The organism is Kitasatospora sp. NPDC057904, assembly GCF_042887925.1.
Taxonomy (GTDB): domain Bacteria; phylum Actinomycetota; class Actinomycetes; order Streptomycetales; family Streptomycetaceae; genus Kitasatospora.
In genome coordinates this window covers 13,384-30,616 of record NZ_JBHVOL010000008.1, presented here as the reverse complement: position 1 = coordinate 30,616, position 17,233 = coordinate 13,384, and the positions used below count along the sequence as shown (strand labels likewise).

Genomic DNA, 17,233 nt, shown 5'->3' with positions numbered 1-17,233 from the left:
GCGCGGCCGGGAGGTGGAGGGGAGACGAACCGCCGCCGCACGGTGTGCGAAGCGCGCGGCGGCGGACGTCCGGACGGCCGTCCGGGGAGGCCGTCGAAGGCTCAGCCGAGCGTGGCCAGCAGGTGCAGCTGTGTCGCCACGGCGTGGAACGCGGGCTGCGCGGCGGCGGCCTCCTCCAGCTTCAGCAGCGCCTCCATCGCGCCCGGCTCGGTGTCCACCAGGACCCCGGGGACGAGGTCGGAGAAGACCCGGACGCCGTGCACCGACTCGACCCGCAGGCCTGCGCCCTCGGCGAGGCCGGTGAGCTCCTCGCCGGTGAAGCGGCGCGGCATCGGGTCCTGCTCGCCCCAGCGGCCGTCGGTGGCCGACAGCACGGTGCGGGCCTCGGTGAAGTGGCCGGCCAGCGCGCGGGCCAGCACGGCGCCGTTGCGGTTGGCGGCCAGCAGGCTGACCAGGCCGCCCCGGCGCAGGGTGCCGGCCAGGCTGCCGAGCGCCTCGGCCGGGTCGTCCACGACCTCCAGGACGCCGTGGCACAGCACCGCGTCCATCGTGCCGGGGGCGATCACCTCGGGCAGGGTCTGGGTGTCTCCCTGGACGGCGCGGACCAGGTCGGTGACGCCGGCCTCGGCGGCCCGGCGCTCCAGCGCGAACAGCGCGTCCGGGCTCGGGTCGACCACGGTGACGCGGTGGCCGAGCTTGGCCACCGGCACGGCGAAGTTGCCCGTGCCACCGCCGGTGTCGACGACGTCGAGCACGGGCTGGTCCAGCTCGGCGGCCCGCTTCTCCAGGGCGGCCCGCACCACCTCCCAGACCACGGCGGTACGCAGGGCGCTGCGGGGGCGCGTCGGGTACAAGGCGGGACTCCTCGGCACGTGCAGATCGATCGGGAACGTCACCACCTTAGACCGGGCGGGTGGGACCGCCGTCACGCCTCGTGCGGGGAGTCGCCGGCCGGGGGCAGGCGCGGGGCGGGCGGGGTCGGGCGCAGGCCGAGGAGGCGCTCGACCAGACGCAGGAACAGGGCGGTGTTGCGGACCAGGTCGTCGGCGTCTCGGGCCGAGGCGGCGCCCCGGATGCCGGCCTCGGCGGCGGCCCGGCGGCGGGCGCCGGCGCCGTAGTAGACGGCCCACTCGGCGAGTTCCGGCGCGACCTCGGGCAGCACCTCCCAGGCGCTGCGGATGGCTTTTCGGCGGCGCGGGTTCTTCTCCGGCCGCCCGCGCACGGCGAGCACGGCCGCGACCGTGCGCAGCGCGGCCAGGTGCGCGGCGGCGTAGCGCTCCAGCGGGTCCTCCAGGGCGCGGGCCCCGGCGAGGGTGCGGTGGGCGTCGGCGAGCAGGTCGAGGGCGGCCGGCGGCGCGGCGACCCGGCGCAGCACGGGATGGACGTCCCCGCCGCCGGGGCGGGTGCCCGGGGAGTGCGGCAGGGCGGCGGAGTGGAGGCGGGCGGTGACGGGCTCAGGGTGGCTGATGGTCATGGTCTCCCCCGTTCCGAGGCAGCGCGCGGACCGGGTGGTCCGTGCTCCTCCATCGTGAACGGCACCACTGACAATTCCCGCCGGTGCGGTCACCCCCGGTGGCCGGCTCCCCCTCGCCGCGCTCCGCCGCCCCGTGTCGGCGGTGCGCGGCGTCCCGGCCGGCTCCGGTGGCGGGCCCCTGCGCCGACCGTCCGCCGGCTCCCCAGGGCCGGCGGACGGACGGGTCCGCCGTCCGGGGTGCGCGGCGCCCGACGCGCCCCGCAGCCCGGGTGCCACCACTGTGGCGTCCGCGCAGGTCGGGGGGCTATCCGCAGAAGTACTCAACCGCGGATCTGAGTATCCGTACTCAGGTCCGCGCTCGCGCCGCCGCGCCGGAACCGGCGGGGTGCCCGGCCGCGTCCCGGTACGGTACGGCGAGGCCGGCGGACGGCCGTTCCGAGGAGGGGACCCGATGACGATCCTGCCGCTGATCTTCACCAGCGGACTGGCCAGCGGCATCAACGCGTACGCGGTGGTGCTGCTGCTCGGGCTGCTGGGCCGGTTCGGGGGCGCCGACTCGGTGCCGCCCGCCCTGGAGCGCACCGACGTGCTGGTCGCGGCCGCCCTGCTGTTCCTGCTGGAGGCGGTGGCCGACAAGATCCCGTACGTGGACAGCGTGTGGGACGTCGTGCACACCGTGATCCGCCCGGTCGCCGGCGCCACCGTGGCCGCGCTGATCGCGAGCAGCCACCCGGGCTCGCTGGGCGAGGTCGCGGCGGGCGCGATGGGCGGCACGACGGCGCTGGTCAGCCACCTGGTGAAGGCCTCGCTGCGGATGGCCGTCAACACCTCCCCCGAGCCGGCCAGCAACATCGCGGTCAGCCTGGCCGAGGACCTGTCGGTGGCCGGCCTGGTCACCCTGGCGATCTTCCACCCGTGGCTGGCCGCCTCGATCTCGGCCGTGCTGCTGGCGATCGGCGTGCTGCTGGTGTGGCTGGCGATCAGCCGGATCCGCGCGTTCCGCGCCCGCCGCCGCGAGCGCAAGGCCGCCCGCGCGCGGGCGGCTCAGGGGGTGTACGCCCAGCAAGCGTAGGTTGCCGTAGCCATAGGATCTGTGCCATGGCAAGGATCGTCGTCATCGGCGCAGGAATGAGCGGGCTCGCGGCGGCCTCCCGACTGGCGACCCTCGGACACCGGGTGACGGTCTGCGAGGCGAGCGGCACCTACGGGGGCATGGTCGGCCGGTACGAGCGCGACGGCTTCGCCTTCGACACCGGCCCCGGCCTGCTCACCCTCCCGGCGGTCTACCGCGACCTCGCGCTGAAGACCGGCCGCGAGCCGCTGGAGCAGCTCGTCGGGCTGGCCCCGGTGGACCCGGAGAGCCGGCACCTGCTCCCGGACGGCACCGCCCTCACGCTGCCCAACGCCTCGCGCGGCGGCGTCGCCCAGGCGCTGGACGACGCCTTCGGCGCCGGGTCGGGCGCCCGCTGGAACGCGGTGGTCAACCGCGGCCGGACGGTCTGGGAGGCCACCCGCCGCCCGCTGCTGGAGGAGCCGCTCCCGGCCGACCCCAGGCCGCTGCACACCGACCCGTACCCCGTCCCGCCCCGGCGCGGCCTCGCCCGGCTGCGCCCGTCCGGCCGCTGGACGCTCGCCGACGTCGCGGCGCGCGAGCTCGACGGCCACCCCGGGCTCACCGCCCTGCTGCACGAGCACGCGGTGCGCTTCGGCTTCGACCCGCGCACCGCCCCGGCCGCGGCGACCGTCCTGCCGTACATGGAGCAGTCGTTCGGCGTCTGGTACGTCAAGGGCGGGATGCGCGCGCTGGCGGACGCGGTGTACCGGCGCTGCGAGCAGCGCAAGGTCGAGTTCCGCTTCGACACCCGCTTCGAGGAGGTGCTGGAGAAGGACGGCCGGGCCGCCGGGGTCGTCACGACGGCCGGGCCGGTCGAGGCGGACTTCGTCGTCCACGCCGCGGACGCGAACCGGCAGTACCGCGAGTGGACGGGCATGGCGCCGGACCAGGACCACTGGCCGGACTCGGTGGCCCACGCCGACGACGTCCCCGGCCGGGCCGTCGTGCTGCTCGCCCTGCGCGGCGAGCGCCCGGCGGGCACCGCGCACCGCACGGTCGTCCACGCCGCCGACCCGGCCGCCGAGCTCGCCGGGATCTTCGGCCCCGGCCCGCTCCCGGAGCGCCCGACCGTGCAGGTGCTGCGCCCGGACGACCCGTCGCTGCACCCCGCCGGCCACGAGTCGGCCGTGCTGACGGCCACCGTGCCGGCCGGCGGCGTCGACTGGACGGAGCCGGGCGTCGCCGACCGCTTCGCCGACCGGATGGTCGCCCAGGCGGAGGCGGCGGTCCCCGGGCTGGCCGGCCGCGCGCTGTGGCGGGTGGTCCGGACCCCGGCCGACACCGAGCGCGAAACGGGCTCGTGGCAGGGTTCGGTCCCGCGTCCGGCGCTGCCCGGCGGCCGTGGCGCGTTCCTCCAGGCGCCGACGGAGGACGCCCCCGGCTTCTACCTGGTGGGTGGCGCCGCCCACCCCGGCGGCGGGCTGGCGCGGGTCGGCATGTCGGCCTGCATCGCGGCCAACCTCATCGGCCCCGCCTGACCGGCGAGGGCCGGGCTCAGCCCTGGTGCCAGGTGTTCTGCTGCTGGTAGCCGTACCCCTGGTCGTACGTCGGCTGCTGCGGGATGCCCTGGGTGTGCTGCTCGGGCTGCGGCTGCCACTGCTGCTGCTGTTGCTGCTGCTGGGCGTTCGGGTCCCAGGCCGGAGCCTGCTGCGGGTAGCCGCCGCCGTACGGGTCCTGCTGCGGGTAGCCGTACGGGTCCTGCTGCTGCGGGTAGGTGCCGTAGCCCTGGTCGTACGCGAAGGCGGGCTGCTGCTGCGGTTGCTGCTGCCACTGCTGCTGGTCGTAGGCGGGCTGCTGCTGCGGGACGTCGTACCCGGCCTGGTAGGCCTCCGCGTACGGGTCCTGCTGCTGGTGCTGCTCGTAGTAGCCGGGCGTGTAGACGCCGTCGGCGGCGAGCTCCTGCATCTCGAAGGCGGCGGTCTGCTCGACCTCCGGGACGGCCTCGCCGACGGGGGCGAGCGGGTCCGGCTCCGGGGTCTCCTCGACGGCGCTGACCTCGCCGACCCGCGTCTCGGCCGCCACCGCGACGGCGGCCACCGCCGCGCCGCCGGTGAGCGCGCCGAGCAGCGGCACCTTGGCGAGCGGTCCCGGCAGGGAGCCGTCGGCGGCGCGCAGCGACCAGCCACCGGTGTAGCCGCGCTTGACCGAGAGGGTGACGAACGTCTGGCCGACCGCGAAGAGCGCCGCGCCCGCGCCGATCACCGGGACGGACCCGAGGACCATCCCGCCGGCCACCCCGAGGAAGCCGGCCAGGGCGAGCGCGCGCCAGTGCACCGGGGCCCGGTTCTGCAGGAGCAGCTCGGCGACCAGCCAGAGCGCGACCACCGCCAACGCGGCGTACAGCAGCAGGTATCCGATGCCCATCCGCCCGATACCTCCAGTCGCGTGCCCGCGCGCGCCGCGCGTGTGCGGCGACTGTACCGGTTCAACGGCCGGGGCACCGCATCGCGTTCCCGCCGTCCGTGGGGCCTGACTGCACACGACCGAGCCCACCACCATCGGTGCGGTGACGGGCCCGTGAACGCTCAGCGCCGGTGCAGTCCGAGGTTCTGGTAGATCTCCAGCGTCGCGGTCGAGTGGTTGAGCGTGATGAAGTGCAGGCCGGGCGCGCCCTCGGCGAGGAGCCGCTCGGCCATCGCGGTGGCGTGCTCCATGCCGATCGCCCGCAGCGCGGCCGGGTCGTCGATCGCGCTCCGCAGGCGGGCCTCCAGGTCGGCGGGGAACGCCGAGCCGCTCAGCTGCGGGAAGCGCTCCAGCTGCTTGGCGTTGGTGACCGGCATGATCTCCGGGATGATCGGCGCCTCGCAGCCCGCCGCCGTCACCCGGTCGCGCAGCCGGAGGTAGTCGTCGACCTCGAAGAACATCTGGGTGATCGCGTAGTCGGCGCCCGCGCGGATCTTCGCCACGAAGTGCCGGATGTCGTCGTCCCAGTTCGTCGAGCGCGGGTGCATGTTCGGCGAGGCCGCCACGCCGACGCAGAAGTCGCCGATGCCCTTGATCAGCTCGACCAGCTCGTAGGCGTAGGTGACGCCCTCCGGGTGGCTGACCCACTCGCCCGTCGGGTCGCCGGGCGGGTCGCCGCGCACCGCGAGGACGTTGCGCACGCCCTGGTCGGCGTACTGGCCGATGATGTTGCGCAGCTCGGCGACCGAGTGGTCGACCGCGGTCAGGTGGGCGACCGGCGTCAGCGTGGTCTCGGTGGCGATCCGGCCGACCATGTTGACGGTGCGCTCGCGCGAGGAGCCGCCGGCGCCGTACGTCATGCAGACGAAGTTCGGGTCGAGCGGCTCCAGCCGCCGGATGGCGTCCCAGAGCTTCTGCTCGCCGACCTCGGTGCGCGGGGGCATGAACTCGAAGGAGAAGGACCGCTTGCCTGCCGCCAGCAGCTCGCGGACCGTCAACGCGCGGTCCGATCGGGTGGAAGCGATACCGAGTGCCATGCTGGCAGGTTATCCGCCGCCCGAAGGGCCGCGACAACTCGGTTCCACGGATTGAGACAAAGAATGGACGGCATTCCGCTTGCCGTCCCGGCCGCGCCCGCGCCCTGCTCGCACGGGTGTTCCCGGCCGCCCCGCTACGCTTGCTGCACCCCAAGCGAACCACCGGAGCCTCATCGTGACCTCGTCCAGCAACCGGCCGGCCAACCCCATTGACGTGGAGGACGTCCGCGAGCGCGTCAACGCCGCCCTCGCCGCGTTCATGGACGGCCAGTCCGCTCTGCTCGGCGGGATCTCGCCCCAGCTGGCGCCCGCCGCCGACGCGCTGCGCGACTTCCTGCTCGACGGCGGCAAGCGGCTGCGCCCGGCGTTCTGCTACTGGGGCTGGCGCGGCGCCGGCGGCTCGGCCGAGGGCGAGGGGATCGCGAACGCGGCGGCGGCCCTGGAGCTGCTCCAGGCGAGCGCGCTGGTCCACGACGACCTGATGGACCGCAGCGACACCCGCCGCGGTCTGCCGTCGATCCACCGCCGCTTCGAGGCGATGCACCGCGAGCGCGGCTGGCGCGGCGACCGCGAGCAGTACGGCGCCTCGGCCGCGGTGCTGCTCGGCGACCTGCTGCTGATCTGGTGCGACGAGCTGTTCCTGCGCTCCGGCCTGGCCCCCGCCGCGGTGCTGGCCGCCAAGCCGGCGTTCGACCTGATGCGCACCGAGGTCATGCTCGGCCAGTACCTGGACGTGCTGGAGCCGGTCGCCGGGGACTCGACGGACGAGGGTGCACTGGACCGGGCGCAGACGGTGCTGCACTACAAGTCGGCGAAGTACACGATCGAGCGCCCGCTCCAGGTCGGCGCGCTGCTGGCCGGCGCCGGGCCCGGCCTGGTCGCGGCGTACGGCGCGTTCGGCCTGCCGCTGGGCGAGGCGTTCCAGCTGCGGGACGACCTGCTCGGCGTCTTCGGCGACCCGGCGGTCACCGGCAAGCCGGCCGGGGACGACCTGCGCGAGGGCAAGCGCACGCTGCTGGTCGCGCACGCGATGCGCGGGCTGCCGGCCGCCGACGCGCGGCACCTGGACGAGCGGCTCGGCGCGCCGGACCTCGCGCCCGCCGAGGTCACCGGCCTGCGGGACCTCGTCGCGCGGAGCGGGGCGCCGGAGCTGGTGGAGGCCCGGATCGACGAGCTGATGCGGCAGTCGCTGGCCGCCCTGGAGGCGGCGCCGCTCGCCGACCGGCGCGCCCGCGAGGTGCTGCTGGCCCTGGCCGAGGCCGCCACCGTCCGCAAGTACTGAGCCTCGCGGCCGACGGCGGCCCCTGCCGGGATCAGGCCTGGCGCAGCCGCCGGGAGAGCTCGGCGGCTGCCGCCCGCGGGTCGTCCGCGGCCGTGATGGCGCGCACGACGACGATCCGGCGGGCGCCCGCGGCGAGCACCTCGTCGACGTTGCCCAGGTCGATGCCGCCGATGGCGAACCACGGGCGGTCGGTGGGCTGCTTCGCCGCGTACGAGACGAGGCCGAGGCCCGGGGCCGGGCGGCCCGGCTTGGTCGGGGTCGGCCAGACCGGACCGGTGCAGAAGTAGTCCACGCCGGGCTCGGCGACCGCCGCGTCCACCTCGGACTCGGCGTGACAGGACCGGCCGATCAGGACGTCCTCGCCGAGGATCGCCCGGGCGGCCGGGACGGGCAGGTCGTCCTGCCCGAGGTGCAGGACGTCCGGCCGGGCCGCGTGGGCGACGTCGGCGCGGTCGTTGACCGAGAGCAGCTTGCCGTGGCGGCGGCAGGCGTCCGCGAAGACCTCCAGGGCCTCCAGCTCCTGCTTGGCCTCCAGGCCCTTGTCCCGGAGCTGGACGATGTCGACCCCGCCGGCCAGCGCCTCGTCCAGGAACTCGGCCAGGTCGCCCTGCTCGCGGCGGGCGTCGGTGCACAGGTACAGCCGGGCCTCGGCCAGCCGCTGACGCGGCGTGTCCGCCGCCATCAGATCAGCATCGCCTGGGCGCGGCGCTTGACCTCGGTGCCACGGTTCTCCCGCAGCGCCTGGATCGGGCTGCCGGGCAGCGACGGGTCCTCGGTGAAGAGCCACTCCAGGATCTCCACGTCGCTGTACCCGCAGTCGCGCAGCACGGTCAGGGTGCCGGACAGGTGCTTGACCAGCCCCTGGCCGTCGATGAACGCCGCAGGGACCTGCAGCGAGTTGTTCGGGCCCCGCCGGACGGCGATCAGGCCGCCGTTGCGGACGAGGTCGCGCACCTCGGTGACGCGGACCCCCCACTGCTCCGAGATGTCGGGCAGGTACATCCACTCGGCGACCAGGGCTTCAATCTTGCTTTCGATCTCACTCACGCCACCAGACTGCCACCTCCGGAGCCCGCCGCGCACCAGCCGCTACCCCGCGACCGCCGATTTCAGCGCCACTGCCGGGTCTGCGGCCCGGGCCGGGTCCAGCGCGGTGCCGCGCTCGATCAGGCGGCGGCCCTGGGTGAGGTCGCGCGGGCGGTCCACGGCCAGCAGCGCGCTCGGCACACCGTCGCGCAGCCACAGCACCGACCAGGTCGCGTCCTGCGGGGAGCCGCGCCAGAGCAGCTCGTCGCCCTCGGCGTGCCGTCCGGCGTACTGCACCATGCGGCCGAACTGCTCCGACCAGAAGTACGGCACCGGGTCGTACGGCGCGTCCACCCCGAGGACGGCGGCGGCCGCCGCCTCGCCGGACTGCAGCGCGTGGTCCCAGTGCTGGACGGTCAGCCGGGCGCCGGAGCGGACCGACGGGTAGCTGACGCAGTCGCCGGCCGCGAAGACGCCCGGCAGGCTGGTGCGCAGCCGCCCGTCCACGACGACCGCACCGGTCGCGTCCAGCTCGACGCCCGTGCCGGCCAGCCAGTCGGTCGCGGGCCGGGCGCCGATGCCGACCACCACCTCGTCGGCGGGCAGGTGCGAACCGTCGGCCAGCAGCACCGCGCCGGGCTCGACGGCCGCGACGCCGACGCCGCAGCGCAGGTCCACCCCGGCCCCGGCGTACCAGGCGGCCATCGCCGCGCCGACCTCCCTGGGCAGCGCACCGGGAACGGGCGCCGGGCCCGCCTCGACGACGGTCACCTCGCAGCCGGCCTCCCGGGCGGCGGTGGCCACCTCCGCGCCGATCCAGCCGGCGCCGACCAGCACCAGGCGCAGGCCGGGCCGCAGCAGCGCGCGCAGGGCGAGCGCGTCGTCCAGGGTGTGCAGGAGGTGGGCGCGCTCGGCGCCGGGCAGGGCGCGCGGGGTCGCACCGGTGGCGATCACCAGCGATCCGTACGGGAGGTCGCCGGCGTCGGTGTGCAGCACGCCCGGGGTGAGTCCGGTGGCACGGCGGCCGGTGAGCAGTTCGACGCCGAGGTGCGGGAAGTCGATGTCCAGCGTGGTGGCGTCGCTCTTGCCGAGCAGGACGTCCTTGGAGAGCGGCGGCCGGTCGTACGGCGCGTGCGGCTCCTCCCCGACCAGCACGATCCGCCCCTGCCAGCCGCCCCGCCGCAGCCCCAGCGCGCACTGCGCGCCGGCCAGCCCGGCCCCGACGACGACCACCCGATCCGTTCCGCTCAGCTCTGCCACGGCGCCACTGTACTCAGCGGCCCCACGTGCCCCGGCGGCCCGTCCGTCCCGCGCACGGACGGGCCGCGCCGGGCCCGTCCACCCTTCGTACGGGCCTTCGGCCGGGCGGACCACCGGAGTTATGGTGGGGACACCATCACGGGAGCCCGGCGTACCGGGCTGAGAGGCGGGCTGGCACGGCCCGCGACCGTCCGAACCTGATCCGGGTCATACCGGCGAAGGGAGAAGAGCAGCTTTGACACGCTTGGCACCGGGCAGCCGCGCCGACGTGCTGGTGATCGGCGGGGGCGTCATCGGCCTCGCCGTCGCCTGGCGGGCGGCGCAGCGCGGCCTGGAGGACATCGTCGTGGTCGACCCCTCCCCCGGTCACGGGGCGGCCGGGGTCGCGGCCGGGATGCTCGCCCCGGTCACCGAGCTGCAGTACGGCGAGGAGCCGCTGCTGCGCCTCGGGATGGCCTCGAACGAGCGGTACGCGGCGTTCGCCGCCGAGCTCACCGAGGCGAGCGGCGGCGAGGACACCGGCTACCGCCGGTGCGGCACGGTCGCCGTCGCGCTGGACTCCGACGACCGCGCGGAACTGCGCGAACTGCACGCCTTCCACGAGCGGCTCGGCCTCGACTCGACCTGGCTGACCGGCCGGGAGGCCCGCAAGCTGGAACCGATGCTGGCCCCCGGCGTGCGCGGCGGCCTGCACGTGGCCGACGACCACCAGGTGGACCCCCGCCGGCTGCTGACCGCACTGGTCCGCGCCTGCGAACGCGCGGGCGTCGTGTTCCACCGCACCGAGGCCGTCGAGCTGCTGGTCGAGGGCGGCCGCGCGGTCGGCGCCCGGCTCGGCACCGGCGGGACCCTCGCCGCCGACCGGGTCGTCCTCGCCGCCGGCCCGCACAGCCACCGGCTGCCCGGCCTGCCGGAGGACGTGCTGCCGGCGGTCCGTCCGGTCAAGGGGCAGATCCTGCGGCTGCGGATCCCCGACGCCTACCGCCCCTTCCTCAACCGCAACGTCCGCGCGGTCGTGCGCGGGCAGCACCTGTACCTGGTGCCGCGCGAGAACGGCGAGCTGGTGATCGGCGCGACCACCGAGGAGCAGGGCTACGACACCACCGTCACCGCCGGCGGGGTCTACGAACTCCTGCGCGACGCCCACGAGTTGGTCCCCGGCATCACCGAACTCCCGCTCGTCGAGACCTCGGCCGGGCTGCGTCCCGGCTCGCCGGACAACGCACCGCTGCTCGGACCGACCGACCTGCCCGGCCTGGTCGCCGCGACCGGCCACTACCGCAACGGCGTCCTGCTCACCCCGGTCACCGCCGACCTGCTCGCCGACTACCTGGCGACCGGCGAAGTCCCCGAGCTCGCACGGCCGTTCGCACCCTCCCGGTTCTCCCCCGCCCGCTCCACCACGAAGGCCGTCGCATGACCGACATCGCACTGACCGTCAACGGCGAGCCCCGCGAGGTGCCCGCCGCGACCACCCTCGCCGAGGTGGTCACCACCCTCAGCAAGGCCAACACCGGCGTCGCCGCCGCGCTCAACGAGGCCGTGGTGCCGCGTGGTTCGTGGTCCGAGACGCGGCTCTCGGCGGGCGACCGGATCGAGATCCTCACCGCCGTGCAGGGAGGCTGAGCGCCATGGCCGACGACCTCTTCACCATCGCCGGGACGACCTTCACCTCCCGGCTCATCATGGGCACCGGCGGCGCCCCCAGCCTGGAGGTCCTGGAGCAGGCCCTGCGGGTCTCGGGCACCGAGCTGACCACCGTCGCGATGCGCCGGGTCGACGCGACCACCCAGGGCTCCGTCCTGGACGTGCTGACCCGCAACGGCATCCGGGTGCTGCCCAACACGGCCGGCTGCTTCACCGCCGGCGAGGCCGTGCTGACCGCCCGGCTGGCCCGCGAGGCACTCGGCACCGACTGGGTGAAGCTGGAGGTCATCGCCGACGAGCGGACCCTCCTGCCGGACCCGATCGAGCTGCTGGACGCCGCCGAGACCCTCGTCGACGACGGCTTCACGGTGCTCCCGTACACCAACGACGACCCGGTGCTGGCCCGCAAGCTGGAGGACGTCGGCTGCGCGGCGATCATGCCGCTCGGCTCGCCGATCGGCTCCGGCCTCGGCATCCGCAACCCGCACAACTTCCAGCTGATCGTGGAGGGCGCGAACGTCCCGGTCGTCCTGGACGCGGGCGCCGGCACCGCCTCCGACGTCGCGCTGGCGATGGAGCTCGGCTGCTCCGCCGTGATGCTCGCCTCCGCGGTGACCCGCGCACAGGACCCGGTCCTGATGGCCGAGGCCATGCGGCACGCCACCGAGGCCGGCCGCCTCGCCCACCGGGCCGGCCGGATCCCGCGCCGCTTCCACGCGGAGGCCTCCTCCGCGATGGCCGGCCGCGCCGACCTCGACACCCGCGAGCGCCCGGCGTTCTGACGCGGCACCCGTGTCACAAGCCGGTCCCGGAGGCGATGTCCGCCGGGACCGGCCGCGACCCGCCGCACTACACTCCTCGGGTGGACACGGCATGGCGCGACCCCCTGATCGGTACCCTGCTCGACGGCCGGTACCGGGTCGAGCAGCGCATCGCGACCGGCGGCATGTCCACGGTCTACAAGGGCACCGACACCCGCCTCGACCGCGTGCTCGCCCTCAAAGTGATGCACCCCGACCTCGCCGGGGACGAGGGCTTCACCGCCCGCTTCATCCGTGAGGCCAAGGCCGTCGCCCGCCTCGCCCACCCCAACGTGGTCAACGTCTTCGACCAGGGCGCGGACCACGGAAACGTCTTCCTCGCCATGGAGTACGTGCCCGGCCGCACCCTGCGCGACCTGCTGCGCGACCGCGGCGCGCTGTCGATCCGGGCCGCGCTGGACATCATGGAACCGGTGCTCGCCGCGCTCGGCGCCGCCCACCGCGCCGGGCTGGTCCACCGGGACGTCAAGCCGGAGAACGTGCTGATCACCGACGGCGGCCTGGTCAAGGTCGCCGACTTCGGCCTGGTCCGGGTCCTGGGCAGCGCCGACGGCGCCCCCACCTCGACGACCACCGCCACCGGCGGCACCGTCATGGGCACCGTCTCCTACCTCGCGCCCGAGCAGATCCTCCCGGACGCCCCCACCGACCAGCGCGTGGACGTCTACGCGGCCGGCATCCTGCTGTACGAGATGCTCACCGGCACGCGCCCGCACACCGGCGACAACCCCGTCCAGGTCATGTACAAGCACCTGCACGAGGACGTCCCCCCACCCTCGCGCAGCGTCCCGACCGTCCCCCCGGCGCTCGACGCGATAGTGCTCGGCGCCTGCGCCCGAACCCCCGACACCCGCCCGTACGACGCCGTCGAGCTGCTGGCCACCCTGCAGCGGGTCCGGCGCGAGCTCGGCCCGGCCGAGCTGGACGCCGAGCCGCCGACCTCCACCAGGCCCAGCCCGCGCTACCCGACCAGCGAGCCGACCTCGGTGATCCAGCGCACGCCGCAGGCCGCCCCGCACCAGCTGCCGCTCCCCCTCCCGCAGCCGGTCGAGCCGCCCGTGGCCGAGCGCACCAGCGTCCTCGACGTCCCGCCGGACCTGATGGACCAGCTGCTGGTCGAGCCCCGCCCCTACGACGAGCCCACCCCCGTCCGCCCGCCCCGCCCGAACCCGCTGCGCCGCGTCCCGCGCAAGCCGGTGATCTGGGCCTCCGCGCTGACCGTCCTGGTGCTGCTGGTCGGCGGCGTGACGTACGGGCTGTCCGAGTCGCTGTACGGGCCGGTGCCCGGGGTGCTCGGCAAGGACCGCGCCGAGGCGCAGCGGATCCTGGACAAGGACGGCATGCACGGGAAGTTCGTGGACGCGTACAGCGAGACCGTGCCGTCCGGCCAGGTGATCTCCACCGACCCCGGGGTGGGCACCCGGTCGCGCAAGAGCGATGCCGTGACGGTCACCGTCTCCAAGGGGCCGCACCGGATCGCCGTGCCGGACGTCACCGGCAAGCCCGCCGACCAGGCCGCGTCCGCGCTGACCGGCGTGCAGCTGGCGAAGGGCTCGGTGACCGAGACGTTCAACGACGCCGTGCCCGAGGGCTCGGTGATCAGCAGCTCGCCGGTGGCCGGCCAGCAGGTGGCGGAGAACACCCCGGTCTCGCTGGTGGTCAGCAAGGGCATGGTGCCGGTGCCGGACGTCACCGGGATGACGAAGGACGCGGCCGAGAAGGCGCTCACGGCGGCCGGGTTCACGATGCAGACCACCGGGGTCAACCTGTTCGGCAGCGGCAAGGCGAGCAGCCAGTTCCCGGCGGCCGGCGAGCGGCGTCCCCAGCACACCGCGGTGACGGTCAACTTCCCCTTCATCTGAGGGGGTTGGGGGCCCAGGGCCCAGGCCCTAGCGGAGCGGGCCGTCCCCCGGCTCCTCCTGGTGGGTGTAGCGCTGCTCGCGCCACGGGTCGGCGAGGTTGTGGTAGCCGCGCTCCTCCCAGAAGCCGCGCCGGTCGGCCCGCATGTACTCGACCGCGCGGACCCACTTCGGGCCCTTCCAGGCGTACAGCTGCGGGACGACGAGCCGGACGGGGAAGCCGTGTTCCGCGGTCAGCGGCTCGCCGTTGCGGTGGGTGGCGAAGAGCGTGCGCGGATCGGCGAAGTCGGCCAGCCGCAGGTTGGCGCTGTAGCCGTACTCGGCCCAGACCATCACGTGCGTGACGCCGGGCGCCGGGGGCACGAGGTCGAGGACGAGGGAGGCCGGGACGCCCGTCCACTCGTTGCCGAGCACCGAGAACTTGGTCACGCAGTGCAGGTCCGCGCGGACGGTGGTGCGCGGCAGGGCGGTGAAGGCGTCGAAGTCCCAGCTGTGCTTCTCCGCCGAGGCGGTCGCGCCGAACACCTGGAGGTCCCAGGTCAGCGGCTTGAAGCGGGGCACGGGACCGTAGTGCAGGGCGGGCCAGCCGCGCTGGACGCGCTGCCCCGGGGGGAGCCTCGGGTCAGGCGGCGGAAGCTGTTCTTGTTCGGACTGACCCATGGCTCCATGGTGACAGACGGCGTCCGGCCCCCGGCGCGCGCCCCTTTCGGTGCCCCGCGCGCCCCGCCCGTACGGGCCAACGGCCGGCAGACATTCCCCCAAATCGGATATTCCGACACATGTCCTAGTGAGTGTGAACTTACTGGAAGTCCCTCCCATTTCGGTGCCAGGATGCGCAGCGCAGCACTCACAGCAGGCCCCAGCGCAGGGAGGCACCGTCATGCAGGGCGATCCAGAGGTCATCGAGTTCCTCAACGAGCAGCTCACCGCCGAGCTCACCGCGATCAACCAGTACTTCCTGCATGCCAAGATGCAGGAGAACTTCGGCTGGACGAAGCTCGCCAAGTTCACCCGGCACGAGTCGATCGACGAGATGAAGCACGCCGAGGTGCTCACCGACCGGATCCTCTTCCTGGAGGGCCTGCCGAACTACCAGCGGCTGTTCCACGTCCGGATCGGGCAGACGGTCAAGGAGATGTTCGAGGCCGACCGCCAGGTCGAGGTCGAGGCGATCGACCGGCTCAAGCGCGGGATCGTGGTCATGCGCGCCAAGAACGACGTCACCTCGGCGAACATCTTCGAGGACATCCTGGCGGACGAGGAGCACCACATCGACTACCTCGACACCCAGCTGGAGCTCCTGGAGAAGCTCGGCGAGGCGCTCTACCTCGCCCAGCTGATCGAGCAGCCGGAGTCCTGAGCCGCCGCGGCGGTCAGGCCGCGCGCAGCGGGACGACGGGCGCCGGGACCGGGGCCGTCGGGGCCGGTGCGACCGGCCCCGGGGCGGCGGGGCCCTCGGGGTCCGCGAGGCCGAGCCTGGCGGCCAGCCGGGCGGTCGGGCAGGGCCGGGCGCCGTGCTCGCCGAGCAGCGCCTGTATCCGGCGCACGCACGAGCCGCAGTCGGTGCCGGCCTTGCAGCCCTTGGCGATCTGCCGCGGGGTGTTGGCGCCCTCGTCGATCGCCCGCTTCACCTGGTCCTCGGTGACCGCATGGCACATGCACACGTACATCGCGGTCTCTCCCGGGGGTGTGGCGCAGCTGCTCTCGACTGCAGTGGATCTTGACTAAGGCTTGCCTTAGTTCACTAAGCCTCACCTTACCCGGCGTTCCGGGTACGAAAAAGCCCCTCCGGCCTCGGGAATCCCGAAACCGGAGGGGCCTTCGTCACATCCGGGGGCTGCGGCACGACCGGGACCTACTGGCCGCGGTACATCTCCGCCACCAGGAACGCCAGGTCGAGCGACTGGCTGCGGTTGAGGCGCGGGTCGCAGGCCGTCTCGTAGCGCTGGTGCAGGTCGTCGACCAGCACCTCGTCGCCGCCGCCGACGCACTCGGTCACGTCGTCGCCGGTCAGCTCCACGTGGATGCCGCCCGGGTGGGTGCCGAGCGCGCGGTGCACCTCGAAGAAGCCCTTGACCTCGTCGAGCACGTCGTCGAAGCGGCGGGTCTTGTGGCCGCTGGAGGCCTCGAAGGTGTTGCCGTGCATCGGGTCGCAGATCCACACCGGCTGGGCGCCGGACGCGGTGACCTTCTCCACCAGGGTGGGCAGGTGGTCACGGACCTTGCCCGCACCCATCCGGGTGATGAAGGTGAGGCGGCCGGGCTCGCGCTCCGGGTCCAGCTTCTCGATCAGGGTCAGCGCGTCGTCCACCGAAGTGGTCGGGCCGAGCTTGACGCCGATCGGGTTGCGGATCTTCGAGGCGAACTCGATGTGCGCGTGGTCCAGCTGCCGGGTGCGCTCACCGATCCACACCATGTGGCCGGAGACGTCGTACAGCTCGCCGGTGCGCGAGTCCACGCGGGTCAGCGCGGTCTCGTAGTCGAGGACCAGCGCCTCGTGCGAGGAGTAGAACTCGACCGTCTTGAACTCCTCCGGGGCGACACCACAGGCGTTCATGAACGCCAGCGCGTTGTCGATCTCCCGGGCGAGCTGCTCGTACCGCTGGCCGGCCGGCGAGTTGCGGACGAAGTCCTGGTTCCAGGCGTGCACCTGGCGCAGGTCGGCGTAACCACCGGTGGTGAAGGCGCGCACCAGGTTCAGCGTCGCGGCGGACGCGTTGTACATCCGCTTCAGGCGCTCCGGGTCCGGGATGCGGGACTCGGGGGTGAACTCGAAGCCGTTCACCGAGTCGCCGCGGTACACCGGCAGGGTCACGCCGTCCCGGGTCTCGGTCGACTTCGAGCGCGGCTTCGAGTACTGGCCGGCGATCCGGCCCACCTTCACGACCGGCACGGAGGCCGCGTACGTCAGCACCGCGGCCATCTGCAGCAGCGTCTTCAGCTTGTTGCGGATGTGCTCGGCCGAGACGCCGTCGAAGGCCTCGGCGCAGTCGCCGCCCTGCAGGAGGAACGCCTCTCCACGCGCCACGGCAGCGAGCCTGGCGCGCAGCTGGTCGCACTCGCCGGCGAAGACGAGGGGCGGATAGGAGGCGAGCTCCGCAAGGGTCTTGCGCAGAGCCTCTTGGTCCGGCCATTCAGGCTGCTGCGCCGCGGGCAGGGACTGCCAGGAGTGGAGATTCGTCACGGTCACACGGCCAAGGCTACGGGGTGACACCAGCGATTCGTGACCAATGCTCGATGGGTGAGACACATCTCGGACAAAGAAGTGACCGGCCTCACCCGGTCCGCCCAATCCGCTACGCTCGACCCA

At 74.1% G+C, this 17,233-nt stretch carries 18 protein-coding genes and 1 riboswitch; of the genes, 8 read left to right on the top strand and 10 right to left on the bottom strand.

Features of this window, described 5'->3' with window-relative positions; genetic code table 11:
• Positions 1-101: 101 nt before the first annotated feature.
• Together ACFVSN_RS21075 and ACFVSN_RS21070 are read right to left on the bottom strand one after the other, a co-directional pair.
• Positions 102-854 (bottom strand): methyltransferase domain-containing protein, encoded by a 753-nt coding sequence (locus tag ACFVSN_RS21075; protein ID WP_380446028.1) that lies wholly within the window; start codon positions 852-854, stop codon positions 102-104.
• 71 nt (positions 855-925) lie between these two features.
• On the bottom strand, positions 926-1,474 hold the full coding sequence (locus ACFVSN_RS21070; RefSeq protein WP_387956379.1) for an SAV_6107 family HEPN domain-containing protein: 549 nt from the start codon (positions 1,472-1,474) through the stop codon (positions 926-928).
• 451 nt (positions 1,475-1,925) lie between these two features.
• Between ACFVSN_RS21070 and ACFVSN_RS21065 the strand changes: the two genes are divergently transcribed.
• Both ACFVSN_RS21065 and ACFVSN_RS21060 read left to right on the top strand, forming a co-directional pair.
• On the top strand, positions 1,926-2,546 hold the full coding sequence (locus ACFVSN_RS21065; RefSeq protein WP_380446026.1) for a DUF4126 domain-containing protein: 621 nt from the start codon (positions 1,926-1,928) through the stop codon (positions 2,544-2,546).
• 26 nt (positions 2,547-2,572) lie between these two features.
• Positions 2,573-4,066: a phytoene desaturase family protein gene (locus tag ACFVSN_RS21060; protein ID WP_387956378.1), complete on the top strand. Its 1,494-nt coding sequence runs from the start codon at positions 2,573-2,575 to the stop codon at positions 4,064-4,066.
• Positions 4,067-4,082: 16 nt separating this feature from the next.
• On the opposite strand, the gene ACFVSN_RS21055 is transcribed toward ACFVSN_RS21060, so the two are convergent.
• The gene (locus tag ACFVSN_RS21055) at positions 4,083-4,952 is read right to left on the bottom strand and encodes a hypothetical protein (protein ID WP_380446024.1); all 870 of its coding nucleotides are present in this window, start codon (positions 4,950-4,952) and stop codon (positions 4,083-4,085) included.
• 161 nt (positions 4,953-5,113) lie between these two features.
• Positions 5,114-6,028 carry a methylenetetrahydrofolate reductase [NAD(P)H] gene (gene metF / locus ACFVSN_RS21050; protein ID WP_380446023.1) on the bottom strand — a complete coding sequence of 305 codons (915 nt, stop codon included), beginning with the start codon at positions 6,026-6,028 and terminating at the stop codon, positions 5,114-5,116.
• Positions 6,029-6,203: 175 nt separating this feature from the next.
• Between metF and ACFVSN_RS21045 the strand changes: the two genes are divergently transcribed.
• Positions 6,204-7,310, top strand: a complete 1,107-nt coding sequence (locus ACFVSN_RS21045; RefSeq protein WP_387956377.1) for a polyprenyl synthetase family protein — start codon at positions 6,204-6,206, stop codon at positions 7,308-7,310.
• A 31-nt stretch (positions 7,311-7,341) separates the two neighbouring features.
• On the opposite strand, the gene thiE is transcribed toward ACFVSN_RS21045, so the two are convergent.
• Genes thiE through ACFVSN_RS21030 form a run of 3 tightly spaced genes read right to left on the bottom strand, consistent with a single transcriptional unit; the run spans position 7,342 to position 9,596 of the window.
• Positions 7,342-7,992, bottom strand: coding sequence for a thiamine phosphate synthase (gene thiE, locus ACFVSN_RS21040; RefSeq protein WP_380498873.1), 651 nt, complete (start codon positions 7,990-7,992; stop codon positions 7,342-7,344).
• Positions 7,992-8,357 carry an Rv2175c family DNA-binding protein gene (locus ACFVSN_RS21035; protein ID WP_380446020.1) on the bottom strand — a complete coding sequence of 122 codons (366 nt, stop codon included), beginning with the start codon at positions 8,355-8,357 and terminating at the stop codon, positions 7,992-7,994. The genes thiE and ACFVSN_RS21035 overlap by 1 nt, the downstream gene beginning before the upstream one ends.
• A gap of 42 nt (positions 8,358-8,399) precedes the next feature.
• A complete protein-coding gene (locus tag ACFVSN_RS21030) occupies positions 8,400-9,596 on the bottom strand; it encodes an NAD(P)/FAD-dependent oxidoreductase (RefSeq protein WP_387956376.1) in 1,197 nt (398 codons plus the stop codon).
• A gap of 128 nt (positions 9,597-9,724) precedes the next feature.
• A riboswitch (TPP riboswitch) is annotated at positions 9,725-9,837 on the top strand.
• Between ACFVSN_RS21030 and thiO the strand changes: the two genes are divergently transcribed.
• From thiO to pknB, 4 genes are all read left to right on the top strand, one after another.
• Positions 9,832-11,016, top strand: a complete 1,185-nt coding sequence (gene thiO / locus ACFVSN_RS21025) for a glycine oxidase ThiO (protein ID WP_380502870.1) — start codon at positions 9,832-9,834, stop codon at positions 11,014-11,016. It overlaps the preceding riboswitch by 6 nt.
• Positions 11,013-11,222, top strand: coding sequence for a sulfur carrier protein ThiS (thiS, locus tag ACFVSN_RS21020; protein WP_380446017.1), 210 nt, complete (start codon positions 11,013-11,015; stop codon positions 11,220-11,222). The genes thiO and thiS overlap by 4 nt, the downstream gene beginning before the upstream one ends.
• Positions 11,223-11,227: 5 nt before the next feature.
• Positions 11,228-12,025, top strand: coding sequence for a thiazole synthase (locus tag ACFVSN_RS21015; RefSeq protein WP_380498867.1), 798 nt, complete (start codon positions 11,228-11,230; stop codon positions 12,023-12,025).
• An 80-nt stretch (positions 12,026-12,105) separates the two neighbouring features.
• Positions 12,106-13,926, top strand: a complete 1,821-nt coding sequence (gene pknB, locus ACFVSN_RS21010; RefSeq protein WP_387601886.1) for a Stk1 family PASTA domain-containing Ser/Thr kinase — start codon at positions 12,106-12,108, stop codon at positions 13,924-13,926.
• A 27-nt stretch (positions 13,927-13,953) separates the two neighbouring features.
• Here pknB and ACFVSN_RS21005 read toward each other — a convergent pair whose 3' ends face one another.
• Positions 13,954-14,583, bottom strand: a complete 630-nt coding sequence (locus ACFVSN_RS21005) for a sulfite oxidase-like oxidoreductase (RefSeq protein ID WP_380446014.1) — start codon at positions 14,581-14,583, stop codon at positions 13,954-13,956.
• A 220-nt stretch (positions 14,584-14,803) separates the two neighbouring features.
• On the opposite strand from ACFVSN_RS21005, the gene bfr reads away from it, so the two are divergent.
• The gene (gene bfr, locus ACFVSN_RS21000; RefSeq protein ID WP_380446013.1) at positions 14,804-15,283 is read left to right on the top strand and encodes a bacterioferritin; all 480 of its coding nucleotides are present in this window, start codon (positions 14,804-14,806) and stop codon (positions 15,281-15,283) included.
• Positions 15,284-15,296: 13 nt separating this feature from the next.
• On the opposite strand, the gene ACFVSN_RS20995 is transcribed toward bfr, so the two are convergent.
• Both ACFVSN_RS20995 and ACFVSN_RS20990 read right to left on the bottom strand, forming a co-directional pair.
• Positions 15,297-15,593, bottom strand: coding sequence for a bacterioferritin-associated ferredoxin (locus ACFVSN_RS20995; protein ID WP_387601882.1), 297 nt, complete (start codon positions 15,591-15,593; stop codon positions 15,297-15,299).
• 185 nt (positions 15,594-15,778) lie between these two features.
• Positions 15,779-17,113: a class II 3-deoxy-7-phosphoheptulonate synthase gene (locus ACFVSN_RS20990; protein WP_380446011.1), complete on the bottom strand. Its 1,335-nt coding sequence runs from the start codon at positions 17,111-17,113 to the stop codon at positions 15,779-15,781.
• Positions 17,114-17,233 lie beyond the last annotated feature (120 nt).